Annotated in this window: 13 protein-coding genes; all 13 read left to right on the top strand. The window is 38.9% G+C overall.

Translation table 11 applies throughout. The features are described 5' to 3' along the window. Positions 1-13 precede the first annotated feature (13 nt). Positions 14-3,196: an efflux RND transporter permease subunit gene (locus tag AAA071_RS02035; protein ID WP_008601054.1), complete on the top strand. Its 3,183-nt coding sequence runs from the start codon at positions 14-16 to the stop codon at positions 3,194-3,196. A 155-nt stretch (positions 3,197-3,351) separates the two neighbouring features. Next, a complete protein-coding gene (locus AAA071_RS02030) occupies positions 3,352-4,293 on the top strand; it encodes a manganese-dependent inorganic pyrophosphatase (protein ID WP_008601052.1) in 942 nt (313 codons plus the stop codon). A 104-nt stretch (positions 4,294-4,397) separates the two neighbouring features. After that, positions 4,398-6,587 carry a DNA helicase PcrA gene (gene pcrA / locus AAA071_RS02025; RefSeq protein ID WP_349234012.1) on the top strand — a complete coding sequence of 730 codons (2,190 nt, stop codon included), beginning with the start codon at positions 4,398-4,400 and terminating at the stop codon, positions 6,585-6,587. 81 nt (positions 6,588-6,668) lie between these two features. Then, a complete protein-coding gene (gene ligA / locus AAA071_RS02020; protein WP_008601049.1) occupies positions 6,669-8,672 on the top strand; it encodes an NAD-dependent DNA ligase LigA in 2,004 nt (667 codons plus the stop codon). A 74-nt stretch (positions 8,673-8,746) separates the two neighbouring features. Next, a complete protein-coding gene (gene gatC, locus AAA071_RS02015) occupies positions 8,747-9,037 on the top strand; it encodes an Asp-tRNA(Asn)/Glu-tRNA(Gln) amidotransferase subunit GatC (RefSeq protein WP_004696952.1) in 291 nt (96 codons plus the stop codon). 11 nt (positions 9,038-9,048) lie between these two features. Continuing rightward, positions 9,049-10,509, top strand: a complete 1,461-nt coding sequence (gatA, locus tag AAA071_RS02010) for an Asp-tRNA(Asn)/Glu-tRNA(Gln) amidotransferase subunit GatA (protein WP_008601046.1) — start codon at positions 9,049-9,051, stop codon at positions 10,507-10,509. Next, entirely contained in the window at positions 10,506-11,954 is a 1,449-nt protein-coding gene (gatB, locus tag AAA071_RS02005) for an Asp-tRNA(Asn)/Glu-tRNA(Gln) amidotransferase subunit GatB (protein WP_008714014.1), read from the top strand. The genes gatA and gatB overlap by 4 nt, the downstream gene beginning before the upstream one ends. A gap of 168 nt (positions 11,955-12,122) precedes the next feature. Continuing rightward, positions 12,123-12,539: a hypothetical protein gene (locus AAA071_RS02000; protein ID WP_008601041.1), complete on the top strand. Its 417-nt coding sequence runs from the start codon at positions 12,123-12,125 to the stop codon at positions 12,537-12,539. 63 nt (positions 12,540-12,602) lie between these two features. Next, positions 12,603-14,441 carry a B12-binding domain-containing radical SAM protein gene (locus tag AAA071_RS01995; RefSeq protein WP_195213203.1) on the top strand — a complete coding sequence of 613 codons (1,839 nt, stop codon included), beginning with the start codon at positions 12,603-12,605 and terminating at the stop codon, positions 14,439-14,441. Between the two features lie 76 nt (positions 14,442-14,517). Continuing rightward, positions 14,518-15,483 (top strand): tRNA modification radical SAM protein MnmL/YtqA, encoded by a 966-nt coding sequence (gene mnmL / locus AAA071_RS01990; RefSeq protein WP_195213204.1) that lies wholly within the window; start codon positions 14,518-14,520, stop codon positions 15,481-15,483. Positions 15,484-15,491: 8 nt separating this feature from the next. Beyond that, positions 15,492-16,505 (top strand): PhoH family protein, encoded by a 1,014-nt coding sequence (locus tag AAA071_RS01985; protein ID WP_005386516.1) that lies wholly within the window; start codon positions 15,492-15,494, stop codon positions 16,503-16,505. A gap of 2 nt (positions 16,506-16,507) precedes the next feature. Next, positions 16,508-16,984, top strand: coding sequence for an rRNA maturation RNase YbeY (ybeY, locus tag AAA071_RS01980; RefSeq protein WP_008601034.1), 477 nt, complete (start codon positions 16,508-16,510; stop codon positions 16,982-16,984). Then, the gene (gene era, locus AAA071_RS01975; RefSeq protein ID WP_039964967.1) at positions 16,977-17,876 is read left to right on the top strand and encodes a GTPase Era; all 900 of its coding nucleotides are present in this window, start codon (positions 16,977-16,979) and stop codon (positions 17,874-17,876) included. Before ybeY ends, era begins: the two co-directional genes overlap by 8 nt. Positions 17,877-17,930 lie beyond the last annotated feature (54 nt).

Here is a 17,930-nt window from a genome sequence, read left to right as displayed (position 1 = left end):
AGGGGGCTAGATCGTGTCGAAATTCTTTATTAATCGACCTATCTTTGCCATTGTAATAGCCATTGTTATTACCTTGGTAGGTCTCATTTCTATGATGAACCTTCCGATAGCTCGATATCCACAAATTTCTCCACCTACAGTTCGTGTAAACACTGCCTATACAGGTGCAACGGCTCAAGTTGTTAATGATACGGTAGCCAGTGTTATTGAAACACAAATCGTAGGCGTACAAGATATGGACTATATGACATCTAGTAGCTCTAGTAATGGTAGTTACTCTTTGACTGTTCAGTTCAATCAAGGCACAGATGCCGATATGGATACGGTTAATACACAAAACCGTGTACAAGCAGCACTTGCTCAATTACCTGCAGAGGTACAAGCAGTTGGTGTTACAACTACTAAATCTTCTGGTGATATGGCTATGGTATTTTCCTTGAACTCACCTGATGGTACTTATGATTCTACATTCTTAAAGAACTATAGTACCAACTATATGATGGATGCTATTAAAGCCATTAAGGGTGTCGGTTCTGTACAAGAGTTCGGTTCTGATTATGCTATGCGCATTTGGTTAGATCCAGCGAAGATGCAAAATCTTGGTGTTACCATTTCTGAAGTAACAGCAGCTATTAAGGGACAAAACTTACAGGCTGCTGCAGGTACAGTTGGTCAAAATCCTACTAATGGGGAACAAGCATTTCAATACCCTATCAAAATTGAAGGTCGTCTTGTAACACCTGAACAATTTGGTAATATTGCTATTAAAAGCTCTAATGGTAAGGTATTGCATCTAAAAGATGTTGCTCGCATTCAAATTGGTGCTAAAGGATATGACTTTATTGCTAAGTCCGCACATAAAGAGGTAGCAGGTTTTGCTATTTCCTTACAAAATGATGCGAATGCATTAGAAACTATTGCGAATGTTAAGAAGGTACTAGATGAACAATCTAAATCTTTCCCACCAGATATGCAATATAACGTAGTTGTAGATAATACTAAATTCGTAAGTGCTTCCATTAAAGAGGTAGAGCATACATTTGTAGAAGCATTGTTACTCGTTCTTATCGTAGTATATGTGTTCCTACAATCTTGGCGATCTACGATCATTCCTATGATTGCTGTTCCAGTATCCTTGCTAGGTACATTTGGTGCTTTCGTATTACTTGATTTCTCTATCAATACGTTAACATTATTCGCCATGGTATTGGCTATCGGCCTCGTTGTTGACGATGCTATCGTAGTAGTAGAAGCGGTAGAGTATGAATTAAAATATAATGGCTTACCTCCGAAAGAGGCGGCTATTAAAGCGATGGAAAATGTACAAGGCCCTGTAATTGGTATCGCCTTTGTATTGGTAGCTGTATTCGTACCAGTTGCCTTCATGGGTGGTATGACAGGTATTCTTTACAAACAGTTTGCATTAACAATCGCTGTATCTGTTGTTATTTCTGCGATTGTTGCCCTTGTATTAACACCAGCACTATGTGCTACGATGTTAAAACCTCACACACCTAAAGAGCGTGAAGATTGGGTACATCGTCAGTTAAATAAATTCAATGCAGGCCTAGAACGTTTCAGCAATTGGTATGGTATCCAATTGGCTCGTTTAAGCCATCGTTTGAGCTTAACCGTTATTGCATTGCTTATCTTTGCGGGGGGAACAGGCTTAGTATTCCACTTCTTGCCTACATCCTTTGTACCTGCAGAGGATAGCGGTTATTACATGATTGCTGTTAATGAGCCGCCAGGTTCCACATCTGAGCGTACGATGGCGACCCTTGAAAAAATTGCCTCTTTCTTGGAAGGTAAAAATGATCCTGAAAAGCCAAAAGATGAGCAATTATTCCAAGAAGTATTTACAGTAGCAGGCTTTGACCTCTTAGGTGGTGGTCAAAAATCAAGTGCAGGTGTAATCTTTGCTACTATGTCTGACTGGAAGTATCGTACAACACAAGCAACATCAATTAATGCCATGGTTGGTCAAACATTTGGCTTTGCTGCTGAAAAGGTACCAGAAGCAACTGTAATTGCTATGAACCCACCATCTATTCCTGGTCTAGGTTCTACAGGTGGTTTCAGCATGTACCTCATTAACAAAGCTGGTGACAGCCCACAAGTTATGGCGGAACGTGCTAATGAATTCTTAGCAGAAGCTCGTAAGAGTCCAGCAATTCGATCTATTTACACTACATTTGATACATCTACACCATCCTTACAATTTGATGTGAATCGTGAAAAAGCGGCTCAAGATGGCGTGGCATTAGCTGATATCTTTACTACATTGCAAGGTTTCTATGGTAGTATTCAAGTCAATGACTTTACTACATATGGTAAAAACTATAAAGTAGTAGTTCAAGCTGAAGACGCTTACCGTCAAAATGCGGAACAGCTTAATATGCTAGCTGTTCGTAATAGCAAGGGCCTTATGGTTCCAGTTTCTAACTATATTACGAAAGAACAAACAGGTACACCGTCTAGTATTACTCGTTTTGATAATGCGATGGCTGTACAAATCGGTGGTTCTCAAGCGAATGGTTACTCCTCTGGTGATGCGATTAATGCATTGAAAGAGGCGGCAGCTAAAACATTACCAGCCGGTTATACATATGACTGGGCAGGTCAATCTCGTGAAGAGTTGAAAGCTGGTTCTCAAACCATCATGATTCTTGGTTTAGGTCTAGTATTTGTATTCTTAATTTTGGCTGCCTTGTATGAATCTTGGAAGGTACCATTTGCCGTATTGTTCTCCGTACCATCTGGTATGATTGGTGCTTCTTTAGTTCCATTCTTGTTGAACTTTACAGGCAGATATTCCTTAGCTAATGATATTTACATGCAGATTGGTCTCTTAACCCTTGTTGGTTTGGCTGCCAAAAATGCGATTTTGATTATTGAGTACGCTAAGATCCGTGTTGACGAACGTGGTATGAACGTTGTTGATGCCGCTATCGAAGCTGCAAAAATTCGTTTACGTCCAATTTTGATGACATCCTTTGCGTTTATCCTTGGTGTATTGCCATTGGCAGTATCTACTGGTGCTGGTTCTGGTGCTCGTACATCCATGGGTATTACTGTAGTAGCAGGGATGACAACAGCAACATTGTTTGGTATCTTTATCATTCCAATGCTGTTCATCATCATTGAAACACTTGGGCCTGGTTTGTTTACAAACCGCAAAAAAAATCACGACTAATCATTTACATTAGATAATTTTTTAGAATGATAAAAACACGTCACTACTTAGTAGTGGCGTGTTTTTTTATATAATTTATGATATAATAATAGAGTTAAAAATCGGATTGACGTAAGTCGATATTAAGTGTGAAATTTATATAAAAGAGGTATATTATGAGTGATGTAAAAACATATGTAGCAGGTCATAAAAGCCCTGATACAGATTCTATTTGTTCTGCTATTTCCTTTGCTAATTTCTTAACACAAATGGGTACACCAGCTACTCCAGTATGTGCAGGTGAAGCAAATAAGGAAACAACATACGTATTGAATCATTTTGGTTTTGAACACCCTCAAATCGTTAAGAATTGGGAAGAATTTGCTCCAGAAGGTGGTAACTTATATTTAACAGACCACAATGAATCTAAACAAATCATTGACGGTTACAAGTCTATGAATATGTGCGGCGTTGTGGATCATCACCGCATTGGTGATTTCGAAACTGATGGTCCTGTATTTATGCGTTTAGAACCAGTAGGTTGCTCTAATACAATCATTACTAAATTGTACATGGAAAACAATCAAGAAATTCCTAAAACTATTGCTGGTTTGATGTTGTCCGCTATCATTTCTGATACTGTTTTATTCCGCTCTCCAACATGCACAGAAACAGATAAAGAAATGGCACATAAATTGGCGGAAATCGCTGGTGTAGATATCGAGTCCTATGGCCTTGATATGTTAAAAGCTGGTGCAGATATTTCTGATTTGACTAACGACGACATCGTTCGTACAGACATGAAAGAATTCTCCGAAGCAGGTAAAACAATTTCTATCGGTCAAATTTCCGTTATGGATACAACAGACGTATTGGCTAAACAAGGTGAATTAGTACAAGCGTTAGAAGCTCTTCGCAGTGCTAATAACTATGATGCATCTTACATCATGATTACAAATATTCTTGATGAAAGTACTACATTGTTATTCAGCGGTGATGTAGAAGCTGTAGTAACAAAAGCATTCGAAAAAGAAGTTAAAGATAATGGCGTATTCTTGCCAAATACTATGTCTCGTAAAAAACAAATCGTACCACCAATTCTTGGTGCTATGAAATAGTATAGTAGTATACAAAGGGAAAAGAACGTTGCTTGCAACGTTCTTCTTCTCTATTTATATGATTATGAAACTATAGTATATGTAAGGGCGATAGGGGTGTTCCGATGAATTCATTATTAACAGGTTTAAATAAAGAGCAACAACAAGCCGTTCAACATACGGAAGGCCCTTTATTGATTTTAGCCGGTGCAGGATCTGGTAAAACAAAGGTTTTAACTGTTCGTATTGCACATTTATTGGGTCAAGGTGTTAATCCTTATGAAATCTTAGCTATTACTTTCACCAATAAAGCGGCAAAAGAAATGAAAAGTCGTGTAGAAGGTTTAGTAGGTGATGTAGCTAATCGAATTTGGCTCAGCACATTCCATAGCTTCTGTGCGAAATTTTTGCGTTTTGAATTAGATAACTTCTTAGGTTATAACAGTAATTTTACAATCTACGATACATCTGATTCGCAAGCTGTTATTAAGGCTGCTTTAAAAGCATTAAACCTCGACGATAAATATTATCCTGTAGGTGCTATGATTGGTGCCATATCTGATGCAAAAAATAAATTGTTATTTGCCTCAGATTTTAGAAAGCAAGCGAGAGACTTTTACCAACAAAAGGTTGCTGATGTATATGAGTATTATGAACGGGAATTGCGTAAGAATAATGCTCTAGATTTTGATGATCTTTTATTGGTAGCTGTTAAATTATTGCAGTCCAATGAGGCTGTGTTAGATAAATATAGCAAGCGTTTTCGTTATGTTATGATCGACGAATATCAAGATACGAACCATGCTCAATATTTATTGGCTAAATTATTAGCCTCTCATTGGAAAAATATTGCCGTTGTAGGTGATGCTGATCAAAGTATTTACGCATGGCGTGGCGCAGATATTCAAAATATTTTGGACTTTGAAAAGGATTATCCGAACTGTACATCCATCAAGTTAGAACAAAACTATCGTTCTACAAAGATTATTCTTGATGCAGCGAATGCGGTAATTGAAAATAATGAAGGTCGTCCTAAGAAAAATTTATGGACCGATAAGACAGAAGGGGCTAAAATTCAGCATTTTACGGCTCAGTCTGAACATGAAGAAGCTGCTTTTATTGGCGATACAATTGCTAAAAAGCACGATATTCATGGTGTGCCTTATGGTGATATGGCTATTTTGTACCGTACAAATGCTCAATCTCGTGTACTTGAAGAAGCACTGATTAAACGGGCTCTGCCATATACGATGGTAGGGGGCACGAAGTTCTATGATCGTAAAGAAATTAAGGACGTTTTAGCTTACTTACGCGTGTTATATAATCCATTCGATGATTTGAGCTTATTACGTATCATCAATGTACCTAAGCGTAGTATTGGTGCTACTACAGTGGCAAAACTACAAGATTATGCTCGTGCAAATGGCACGTCCTTGTTTATGACATTAACACAGCTGCATCTAGTAGATACGATTAAAGGTAAGACAAAGGAAAAGTTAGAGGAATTTGGTATCCTTATCTTTACTCTCGTAGCTGAAATGGAAGATAAAACTGTACTTGATATCTTAGAATCTATTCTTGATAGAACCGGATACTTGGCACAATTAGAAGAGAGTACAGATCCACAAGATCAGGCTCGCGCTGAGAATATCGGTGAACTTTTATCTGTAGCTAAAGACTTCCAAGATACAAATCCAAATGGTACAGTGGAAGACTTCTTGGAACAAGTAGCACTCGTAAATGATGTTGATTCTTTCGAGCAAGAAGAGTTTAAAGTGACATTAATGACATTACATGCTGCGAAAGGTCTGGAGTTCCCAATCGTATTCTTAGGAGGCTTGGAGGAAGGCTTATTCCCACATAGCCGCACCTTGATGAACCCTGAGGAAATTGAAGAGGAACGCCGCCTTGCTTATGTAGGTATTACTCGTGCTGAAAAGGAATTATATATTTCTAATGCCACTACGCGTACCGTATTTGGACGCACTAGTAGCTATTTACCATCTCGTTTTATCGATGAAATTCCAGAAGAGTTGGTAGATGGTTTGCGTGCTAAGCGTAAAGTACCTGATGATATTAAGCGTCATGTACCGCAACATATGAGTGTTACCAGTCGCCCTGTAACAAAACCAATTGTTCGCAATGAAGTGATTGCCGCTTGGAAAATAGGTGACACAGCTATTCATAGTAAATGGGGCAATGGTAAGGTTATCAACGTTGCCGGTGAAGGGGCTGGTATGAAGCTAACTATTGAATTCCCCACACAAGGTGTACGTGTGGTCATGGCTAAATTTGCACCGGTTAAAAAGGGATAAAACTTGTGTATGGCAGTTAACCTCTCTACCTTGCTTGTAAGGAACGTATAGAATGTTACTGTACAGTAAAAGGGATGTAATATGAATCCGAAAGATAGAATTAAAGAGTTACAACAAGAGCTAACTCATGCGCAGTATTTATACTACGTAAAAGATGCTCCTACAATGAGTGACTTTGAATATGATAAAAAATATCGTGAGCTTGTAGATTTAGAAACAGCTCATCCAGAATATATTGTGCCGTCTTCTCCAACACAACGGGTAGGTATGAAGGTGGAAGGCTCCTTTGAAAAGGTCGTCCATGGCCGCCCTATGTTGAGCTTATCTAATGTATTTAGTGCTGATGAAGTACGTGCATTTGCTAGTCGTGTAGAGAAGGAATTAGGTCATAAGCCTTCTGCTTATGTGGTAGAACTTAAAATCGATGGTTTAGCTGTTAATTTGCACTATGAGAACGGCATGTTTGTACGTGCTGTAACACGTGGTGATGGTCGCGTTGGTGAAGACGTAACTGCTAATGTGCGTACTATTAAATCCATTCCTTTATATCTAGAGGATGCGCCAGAATTTATCGAGGTTCGCGGTGAAGCGTATATGCCTCATAGTGAATTTAAACGTATAAATGAAGAACGTGACGAAGAGGGCTTGCCTACCTTCGTAAATCCTCGTAATGCAGCAGCTGGTTCTTTGCGTCAGCAAGATCCTGCCATTACGGCTAGTCGTAATTTAGCATTCTTTGCCTATGCAATCGGTTCTGAAGTGGGGGCTAATATTCATAGCCAAGAGGAATTATTACAAAGCTTGGAAACGTTCAAGTTTTCTGTAAACCCTCATTACCGCGTATGCAAAACAATTGACGAGGTCATAGACGCTATTAATTATTGGGGTGAAAAGCGCCATGAGTTGCCATACGATACAGATGGTATGGTAATTAAGGTCAATAGTTTTGAGGACCAAGAGGTACTTGGCAGTACTGCGAAGGATCCTAAGTGGGCTACAGCTTACAAATATCCTCCAGAAGAGGTAGAGACCATTCTTAAGGATATTACTATTAATGTGGGGCGTACGGGGGTTCTTACTCCAACTGGTGAATTGGAATCTGTATTCGTATCCGGTACAAATGTAAGTCGTGTAACATTACATAATCAAGACTTTATCAATGAAAAGGATATTCGCATTGGTGACCACGTTATCATTCACAAGGCGGCTGAAATTATTCCAGAAGTTATCCGCGTAGTTCCTGAAAAACGAACTGGTTCTGAGGTGCCTTTCACAATTCCTAACACATGTCCAGTATGCGAATCTCCTACAGTTCGTCGCGAAGGAGAAGCGGCTGTACGTTGTACGAATAAACATTGTCCTGCTATTGAGAAAGAGCAAATTATTCACTTTGCCTCTCGCGATGCTATGAATATTGATGGTTTAGGTCCTAGCATTGTAGAAAACCTCATCAATAACAAATTAATCACTAATGTTGTTGATTTATATCATTTAACAGTAGATCAACTAGTTACCATGGATCGGATGGGTAAGAAATCTGCAGAGAATTTGGTGAAAGCCATCGCAGACTCTAAAACTCGTGGATTAGACCGCGTATTGTATGGCCTCGGTATTCGCCTAATTGGATCTAAAGCAGCCGGCACAATTGCTAACGTTGTGAAATCTATGGAACGATTCTTGACAATTACTAAAGAAGAATTGGTGGCGGTAGAAGAAATCGGTCCTACTATGGCAGATAGTATTGTTGAATACCGTCAAGATCCTGCTCATGTAGAAATCATAGAAGGTTTAACAGCGGCAGGACTTAAGATGACTGTAGATGTTGTTGAAGCAGCAGGCAACCAAATGGAAGGAGAAATCGTCGTTCTCACAGGTAAACTTGAAGTTATGGGCCGCAGTGAAGCTGGTAAGATTCTTGAAGCTCATGGGGCTAAGGTGACAGGTTCCGTTTCTAAGAAAACAACCCTTGTTATTGCTGGCGAAGACAGTGGTAGTAAGCTTACTAAAGCAAATGAATTGGGTATTCGTGTTATGAATGAAGAAGAGTTTGTAGAACTCCTACGCGAACTCGGAGAAATCCAATAGACATACATTCTACAATATTTTGAAAATATATATTATTTGCTTTATAATAAATAATTATGAAAGGATGTGTCTCGATGAAAATCAGCCAAGAGGAAATAAAAAAAATCGCCTTACTTTCACGCTTGGAAGTTAAGGAAGAACATATGGCACATGTAGAAAAAGAGTTGTCCGACATCTTGACTTATGTTGCTGAACTAGATGCATTAGAACTTGATGGTGTGGAGCCTATGGCTCATGCAGTACCATTGCACAATGTATTTAGAGAGGATGAAACAAAACCATCCCTTGATCATGATTTAGCTTTATCCAATGCTCCAGAAGCAGAGGATGGGTACTTTAAAGTACCTCGCGTTGTACAAGAATAGGAGGTTTCGCTGTGGCAACAATTCATGAATTACACAAGAAACTAGTGAATAAAGAAATCAGCGCTGTTGAATTGACGAATGCTGTTATTGCACATAAAGCGAAAGTGGAACCGACTGTACATGCGTACTTATCCGATTCTCATGATCGTGCTTTGGCTACAGCTAAGCTTGTAGATGAAGCAATTGCTAAAGGTGAAGCTATTTCCCCATTGGCAGGTATTCCTGGTGCAATTAAAGATAATATTTGTATTAAAGATGAACCTGCAACATGTGCATCTAAAATGTTGGAAAACTTTGTGCCTCCATACAATGCATCAGTTATTGAACGTTTACAAGACAATCATTACATTAGCCTTGGTAAACTTAACATGGACGAATTTGCCATGGGTGGCTCTACAGAGAACTCTGCATTAGCTAAAACTACTAACCCTTGGAATGCTGATTGCGTACCAGGCGGTTCTTCTGGTGGTAGTGCAGCCGCTGTATCCAGCGGTTCTGCTATTTGGGCTCTTGGCTCTGATACAGGTGGGTCTATTCGCCAACCAGCATCCTTCTGTGGCGTTGTAGGTTTAAAACCAACATACGGTAATGTATCTCGTTATGGCTTAATTGCCTTCGCATCCTCTTTGGATCAAATTGGCCCTGTTACACGTGATGTAACAGATGCAGCGTTAGTATTAAATGCAATCTCTGGGCATGATACAAAAGATTCCACATCTATTCCAGGCACTCGTGTAGACTACACTACAGCACTTGTAAATGATGTTAAAAATCTAAAAATTGGTGTACCAAAAGAATTCTTTGGTGAAGGTCTCAATAGCGAAGTTCGTAAAGCTGTGGAAGAAGCTATCGAAACATACAAAAAATTAGGTGCTGAGATCATTGAGGTTTCCTTGCCTAATTCTAAATATGCATTGTCTGCATACTATATCATCGCATTGGCAGAAGCTAGCTCCAACTTGGCTCGTTATGACGGTGTAAGCTATGGTATGCGGGTACCTGCAGATAACTTAGTAGATATGTCTACTAAAACTCGCACAGAAGGCTTTGGTCCTGAAGTACAACGTCGTATCTTGTTAGGAACTTATGTATTGAGTGCTGGTTACTATGATGCTTATTATTTGAAAGCATTGAAAGTTCGTCGCCTTATTAAAAACGAATTTGACGAAGCATTCTCCAAGGTGGATTTAATTTTGACACCAACTGCACCTAATACATCCTACAAATTTGGTGAAAAAGCTAATGATCCATTAGCAATGTACTTAGAAGATATCTGTACAGTACCAGCAAATCTTGCAGGTATTCCAGGTATTAGCATCCCAGCAGGTATGAGTAGCAATAATTTGCCAATTGGCTTACAATTACTTGGCCCTGCTATGGGTGAAGAAACATTATTACGTGCTGCTTTCACATTTGAACAAGCACGTCCAGACTGTCAATTAGTAGCACCAACTGGGGAGGTTTCTCTATGAGTAGTAAATACGAAACAGTCGTTGGTTTAGAGGTTCATACAGAGCTTAAGACTAAGTCTAAAATCTTCTGTGGTTGTACCACTGAATTCGGCGGCGATCAAAATACACATGTATGCCCAGTATGCCTTGGCTTACCTGGTGCTATGCCTGTGTTAAATAAACAAGTAGTAGAATTTGCTATCAAGGTTGGTTTAGCATTGAATTGTGAAATTCTAAACTTCAATAAATTTGACCGTAAAAACTATTACTATCCAGATTTACCTAAAAACTATCAAACATCTCAATATGATTTGCCAATTTGCTTAAATGGTCATTTGGACATTGAAGTAAATGGTGAAACTAAACGCATTGGTATTACGCGTATTCACATGGAAGAAGATGCAGGTAAACTCGTTCACAGTGGTAACACTATTTCTGATTCTAAATCTTCTAACGTTGACTACAACCGTACAGGTGTTCCTCTTCTTGAAATCGTATCTGAACCAGATATTCGTTCTGGTGCAGAAGCAAGAGCATATGTTGAAAAACTACGTTCCATCTTGCAATACTTAGAAGTATCTGACGGTCGTATGGAAGAAGGCTCCTTGCGTGGTGATTGTAACGTATCCGTACGTTTGCGTGGTACTAAAGAGTTTGGTACACGTACAGAAACTAAGAATGTTAACTCCTTAACAGCTATTCAAAAGGTTGTTGAATATGAAGCCTTGCGTCAAGCTAAGTTGATCGAAGCTGGCGGTAAAGTAGATCAAGAAACACGTACTTGGGATGATGCTCAAGGCATTACGATTGGTATGCGTAAGAAAGATGAAGAAAACGATTACCGTTACTTCCCTGAACCAGACTTGGTACCAATTGTAATTACGGACGAAAAAATCGAAGAAGTACGTCGTGCGTTACCTGAATTGCAAGATGCTAAGATTGAACGCTTTGTATCTGAATATGGTTTGTCTCGTGAAGACGCAACAATCCTTACTGTATCTCGTAAAACTGCAGATTTCTTAGATGCTACTGTAAAAGCAGGTGCAGATGCTAAGACTGTGGCTAACTGGATGCTTGGTGACTTGTCCAAGATGATTAATGAAAGTGGTTTAACATTCGCTGAATCTAAAGTAAGCCCAGAAAACTTGGCTGGTATGATTGCTCTTATCGATAAAGGTACAATCTCTGGTAAAATTGCGAAAAAAGTTATCGTATCTATGTGGGAATCCGGCAAGGATGCTGATACTATCGTAAAAGAAGAAGGTCTTGTTCAAATCACAGATACTGGTGCTATTGAAGAAATCGTTAAGCAAGTTATTGCTAATAATCCACAACCAGTGGCAGATTTCAAAGGTGGCAATGGTAAGGCTATTGGTTTCTTAGTAGGTCAAGTTATGAAAGAATCTAAAGGCCGTGCTAACCCAGGTATGGTAAATCAATTGCTTCAAAAATACTTGAAAGACTAATTTGCCCGTTAGCCTATAGTCACATAAAGTAATACAAACAAAAATATCCCCTATAGATATATGAATTTATATCTATAGGGGATATTTATTTGCATTTTTATCAGAAAAATATGATATAATAAGTTGTATAAAATTAATTATTCTTTTGGTCATATAAAGGACGTAACGATGTCTGATCAACACAATACAAATAACAATCAAAATACATATAGAAGTAGTGATCGTAGTGATAGCTACAGTAGTAATACACGTGCGGCAGAACCTAATACACGGGTATTATCTGATGATGAACGCCGTGACTTTGATGGTGTAACCATTGAAGAGGTAGGAGACTCTGTTCATGTGGACTCTACACCTAGTAATATGAACGAAGAGTATCAACGCGGTGAAGAGTACAATCAATATGGGCCACATGTTAAGGTGTATAGCTTTAATAGTACAAGCTGGCTTAGTCGTATCATTTTGATTATCATATTAGCTGTTGTTTTAGCAGCTGTTGTATTCTTCGGTGGCATTATCCTCTCTGTAGTAGGGGTTGTCATTTTAGTGGGTGCTATTGTTTCCTTTATCTTTGGGCTCTTTTAATGGTATAATATATATATTATGACTAGACGGTGGCTGAGCCATTCGATGATTTAAAGGGGACCTATGAACGTAGTTTTATCCACATTAAACTCAAAATTTATACATTCCTCCCTGGCTTTGCGGTATCTGAAAGCCTACGGGCAGGCTCACGGACAGGCATACGATATAGTAGAATATACTATTAATATGCCTGTTTTACATATTCTTAGCGATATTACAGAGCGCAATATAGATGTATTGGGCTTCGCTTGCTATATTTGGAACATCGAAATGACCTTACATGTGGTGGACATGGTGAAAGCCGTTCGACCAGATATTAAAATCATCTTAGGCGGTCCGGAGGTATCTTTCACTGCCGATGAAATTCTAAATCGTTGTCATGCTGTAGACTATGTTGTACAAGGTGAAGGGGAAGAAGCTTTCTACCAACTCATTAGTGCATTACAAAATGGTAAGGATGGATTAGGAGAAGAAATCCCTGGTGTACGAGGCCGCCATATTACAGGTCAACTTATGGGATCCACTGAGGCCGTAGAGGTTAAAGATCTTAGTACCATTCCATTCCCATATGTAGAAGAGGATATGATTGATTTAGAACATAAAATTATCTACTATGAGTCCTCTCGTGGATGTCCGTTCTCTTGTCAGTATTGCTTATCTGGCAATAAGAATACAGTGCGATTCTTCCCACAAGAGCGAACCTTCAAAGAGTTACAATGGTTTATCGACCATAAGGTAAAGCAAGTTAAGTTTGTAGATAGAACATTTAACTGTGCACCACATCACCATCGTCCGTTGATGGAATTTATGCGAGATGCTAATACAGAGACGAACTTCCATTTAGAGATGGAACCTGAGCTCATGACAGAATGGGAAACAAATATTCTCTGTAAAACACCGCCAGGTCGTATTCAAATCGAAGTGGGCGTACAAAGTACACATAAAAAGACCTTAGATGCTATTAACCGATATAACGATTGGCCGTACATTCAAAAGGCAATTCGTCCTATTATAGAGGCTGGTCGTACCCATGTGCATATGGATTTAATTGTAGGTTTACCTCATGAAAATAAAGCGCGATTTGGATTATCCTTTAATGATTTATTTAGCTTACAACCTCATGCGCTGCAAATAGGTTTCTTAAAATTACTAAAAGGCTCTGGTGTACGCCGCATGGAGGAATACCAATATATTAGTGATCCGTTAGCGCCATATGAGGTATTAACCACTCATGTATTACCTTATAAAGATGTACGCTTCTTAAAGCATTTTGAAGATGTATTTGAGCGCTTCTATAATAGTGAGCGTTTTAGAACCGTCTTTGGCTATATTGGTAGCAAGCTTATTAAGGAACATACTGATACATCAATAACTGGTGAGGATACAGTAACAAATCATGTACCACCTATGAAAAAGTATGATCCTTCTAAAGTAGAGCCTAAAAAAGATGCTTTCACCTATTTCTGCGAAATGACACAGGCTTGGCTCGATGCTGGAAATCATAAGGTAAATTTGAAAGATATCGACCAAATTGAGTTCTTGTATAATTTCTTCTTGTCTAAGGGGGACAATGTGGCCGCTGAATTACTACAATACGATACCCTTGTAAGTTATCGTGGCAAGGTTCGTAGCGAAGCCGTTGGTTTACCAAGACAAACAAAAGAGCTTTTACAAGAAGGGGAAGCATTCTGGCGCAACGAAGATATTGCATCTCAGTATATTCCCAACTATACATTTAAAGAATGGCGTAAAATTCGCCAACAATACGTGGAAATGCCTATGTCTAAGGACACGGCACATGTATTAGGTATAGAAAATGTACCCAATACACCATTTACAGTAGTGATAGACGTTAATAAAGAGGTAAAACCCTTTATACGTCCTGAAATAGAGGCTTGTTAGTAATATAAAAATAGTAATTTTTGATAGTTGAAATATTACATAATAAGCGATGATTGGTTAGTTAAATAGGAGTGTTATGACCGATACAACGAGACCAAAACGATACCGCATGGTATCTAAATATTATAAAGAAACCTATGGGCAAAAGGTTTATAAATTGCCTGTTGCCTTACCGCTTACGTGTCCAAATCGAGATGGTTCGGCCGGCGTAGGGGGCTGCACCTTCTGTGGTGAAATCGGTGCGGGCTATGAAAATCGTCCTGCTTGGATGACAGTGCGCATGCAATTAGAGGAAAATATTGCTCACATAGGTCCTAAATATAAGGCGAAAAAATTTATACCTTATTATCAAAACTTTAGTAATACTTATTTGGGACTTGATGATTTTAAAAGCTATATGGAGCAAGGCTGCATCGACGAAGCCGTAGGTATTGCTATTGCGACGCGACCAGATTGTATAGCCGATGAATACTTAGATATATTGGCTGATATTAGAGATCGCTTTCAAAAGGATATCTATATTGAATTAGGATTGCAAACGGTCAATTATGATACATTAGAGAAAATTAATCGGGGTCATGATTTAGCTCAGTTTATTGATGCTGTATTGCGGATTAAGAGATTTGGATTTAATGTAACAACCCATATGATAGTAAATCTTCCATGGGATACTATGAAGGATACCATTGAAGGAGCCCGTATCTTATCAGCACTCGGTGTGGATCAAGTTAAATTACATGCCTTATATATTGTGAAAAATACATTGATGGCTAAGTGGTACCAAGAAGGTCAGTTCACCTTAATCAGTGCAGAAGAATATGCTGACCGTGTAGTCAACTTTATCCGTCATTTACACCCTGACATTGTACTGCAGCGTCTTGTTGGGCGAGCGCCTGAAGATAATACACTCTTTACAAATTGGTCTATGGGATGGTGGCGCGTACAAGACTTAATTGATGATAAGTTAGACGAACTGGATGCCCATCAAGGTGATTTATGTGATTATTTAAACGGCAAAGCCGTTCGTAAGTTTATAGATTAGGAGGTTGTATGAGCGAACAAGTATTTACATTTCCTACATATGACCTAGCACAATCCATACTAGGTCAACATAATCGATATTTGCATATGATGCTTGAAGTCATCTCTGTAGATGTAGTGGCACGCGGGGATACTGTGGTTATCAAGGGCGATGAAAAGCAAGTAGAGGCTCTGTATCGTACGTTAGAGGAACTGGTATTCTTATATCGTGAAGGCAGTACCATTACTGAGTCCCAAGTTCGTATTGCGGCTAAACTTGTAGCGAACGGTAAAGCTGATGCTGTACATACTATGTTTGAAGATACCTTATCCGTTAATATGCGCGGTAAAAATATTACGCCTAAAACGGAAGGTCAGAAATACTATGTAGATAGCATCCGTAAAAACACCATTACCTTTGGTATAGGCCCTGCCGGTACAGGTAAAACATTCCTAGCCGTAGCGTTAGCCGCATTCTATTTAAAAAACCGCAATGTAGATAAAATTATTTTGACTCGTCCTGCTGTAGAGGCTGGTGAACGATTAGGCTTCCTACCTGGTGAATTACAAGACAAGGTAGATCCTTATTTGCGACCTCTTTATGATGCATTACATGAAATGTTTGGCATCGAGCAAGTACAACGCTTTATGGAACGCGGTACTATCGAGGTAGCACCATTAGCATATATGCGCGGTCGTACCTTAGAAAATGCCTTCGTTATTCTAGACGAAGCTCAAAATACGACGGCTGAGCAGATGAAGATGTTCTTAACACGTTTAGGTAACAACTCTAAAATGGTAGTCAACGGTGATAAGACACAAATTGACTTGCCACCACGTGTTGTGTCTGGTCTCGGCGAGGCTGAAAAGGTATTGCGTCATGTACCTGGTATTAATATGGTTTACTTTAGCGATCAAGACGTTGTTCGTCACGATTTAGTAGGCCGAATTGTAAAAGCTTACGATCAGTATCATGAACGTAAATTAGCTGGTGAGACTGCGGAAACTAACGCAGCATCTAAAGAGCATGTAGCGAAAGGATAAGCATGTATATACACATTAGCTATGATGAAGGAATTCAAGAGGATTCCAATATTGAGGCTGTTATACGCAAGGTCTGCGATGAAGTGAGTCGCGTATATGGCCTCGAAGAAGATGAAATGAGTATTTTACTCTGCAATAATGCTAAAATTCACGAGCTTAATAAGGAATATCGAGGCATCGATAGACCAACGGATGTATTGTCCTTTGCCCTCAATGAAGGGGATGATTACGAAGGTAGTGAAGAGGAACATCACTTACTTGGTGATATGATTATTTCCTTAGAGCGTACTCGTGAACAAGCTATTGAATATGGACATAGTTTTGAACGGGAATTAGCATATTTAACGACTCACAGTTGCTTACATATCTTAGGCTATGACCATATGAACGACGAAGATAAAAAAGAGATGCGCACAGAGGAAGAATTTATCCTAGGTAATCTAGGTTATGTGCGGGAGGATGCACCATATAATGAATAAGAACGAACATTTTAAATCAGGCTTTGTTGCCGTTGTAGGACGCCCTAATGTGGGTAAATCTACTTTAATTAACGCTCTTATTGGCGATAAGATTGCTATCGTATCCGATAAGGCTCAAACAACGCGTAACCGTATCATCTGCGTATATACAGATGAAGCCAAACAAATTGTATTTATGGATACACCAGGTGTTCATAAGCCAAAACATAAGCTAGGCGAATTCATGGTAGATGCTGCTATCGAGTCCTTAAAAGAAACGGAAGCCGTTTTATTTGTCGTAGCAGGCAATGAAAAACGTGGCCCTGGGGATAATTTTATTATTGAACAATTGAAACGTGTAAAGGTTCCTGTATTTTTGGTAGTTAACAAAATTGATACACTCAAAAAAGAAGAACTTTTAGAAGCAATCGTTTCTTATCAAGATGCATATCCTTTTGCAGGTGTCATTCCTATTTCTGCAAAAGATAAAGAGAACTTATCTGAAATTCTTAAGGTTCTAGAAGAATCATTGCCGGAAGGTCCACAATATTTCCCAGAGGATATGATTACGGATCAACCGGAACGCCTTATTATTTCCGATATCATTCGTGAAAAAATCTTGTTAGCTACACGAGATGAGATTCCTCATGCTATCGCTGTAGACGTAGATGAAATGAAAACACGTGATGACGGTACTACCTATATCCGCGCTACAATCTACTGTGAAAGAGATTCTCAAAAGGGTATTATTATCGGTAAAAAAGGTGCTTTATTAAAACAACTTGGTGCTGAAGCACGCGCAGATATTCAAAAGCTATTAGCTACAAAGGTGTACTTGGACCTTTGGGTTAAAGTAAAAAAAGATTGGCGAAATAAATCTGGTATGTTATCTGAACTTGGTTATAGAAAATAATTTGATATAATAAAAAGAAATAAGTGTTTCCATATTCATATGAAAGGAATAAAG

This window comes from Veillonella parvula, from assembly GCF_040097785.1.
GTDB lineage: Bacteria > Bacillota > Negativicutes > Veillonellales > Veillonellaceae > Veillonella > Veillonella parvula_D.
The sequence above is the reverse complement of the archived record's forward strand: the minus strand, read 5'-3'. Positions and strand labels throughout refer to the sequence as shown.

Excerpts from the sequence above, each read along its gene's own strand:
- AAA071_RS02030 (WP_008601052.1), top strand. The coding sequence starts at position 3,352 with ATGAGTGATGTAAAAACATATGTAGCAGGTCATAAAAGCCCTGATACA.
- pcrA (WP_349234012.1), top strand. The coding sequence starts at position 4,398 with ATGAATTCATTATTAACAGGTTTAAATAAAGAGCAACAACAAGCCGTT.
- ligA (WP_008601049.1), top strand. The coding sequence starts at position 6,669 with ATGAATCCGAAAGATAGAATTAAAGAGTTACAACAAGAGCTAACTCAT.
- gatC (WP_004696952.1), top strand. The coding sequence starts at position 8,747 with ATGAAAATCAGCCAAGAGGAAATAAAAAAAATCGCCTTACTTTCACGC.
- gatB (WP_008714014.1), top strand. The coding sequence starts at position 10,506 with ATGAGTAGTAAATACGAAACAGTCGTTGGTTTAGAGGTTCATACAGAG.
- AAA071_RS02000 (WP_008601041.1), top strand. The coding sequence starts at position 12,123 with ATGTCTGATCAACACAATACAAATAACAATCAAAATACATATAGAAGT.
- AAA071_RS01995 (WP_195213203.1), top strand. The coding sequence starts at position 12,603 with ATGAACGTAGTTTTATCCACATTAAACTCAAAATTTATACATTCCTCC.
- mnmL (WP_195213204.1), top strand. The coding sequence starts at position 14,518 with ATGACCGATACAACGAGACCAAAACGATACCGCATGGTATCTAAATAT.
- AAA071_RS01985 (WP_005386516.1), top strand. The coding sequence starts at position 15,492 with ATGAGCGAACAAGTATTTACATTTCCTACATATGACCTAGCACAATCC.
- ybeY (WP_008601034.1), top strand. The coding sequence starts at position 16,508 with ATGTATATACACATTAGCTATGATGAAGGAATTCAAGAGGATTCCAAT.
- era (WP_039964967.1), top strand. The coding sequence starts at position 16,977 with ATGAATAAGAACGAACATTTTAAATCAGGCTTTGTTGCCGTTGTAGGA.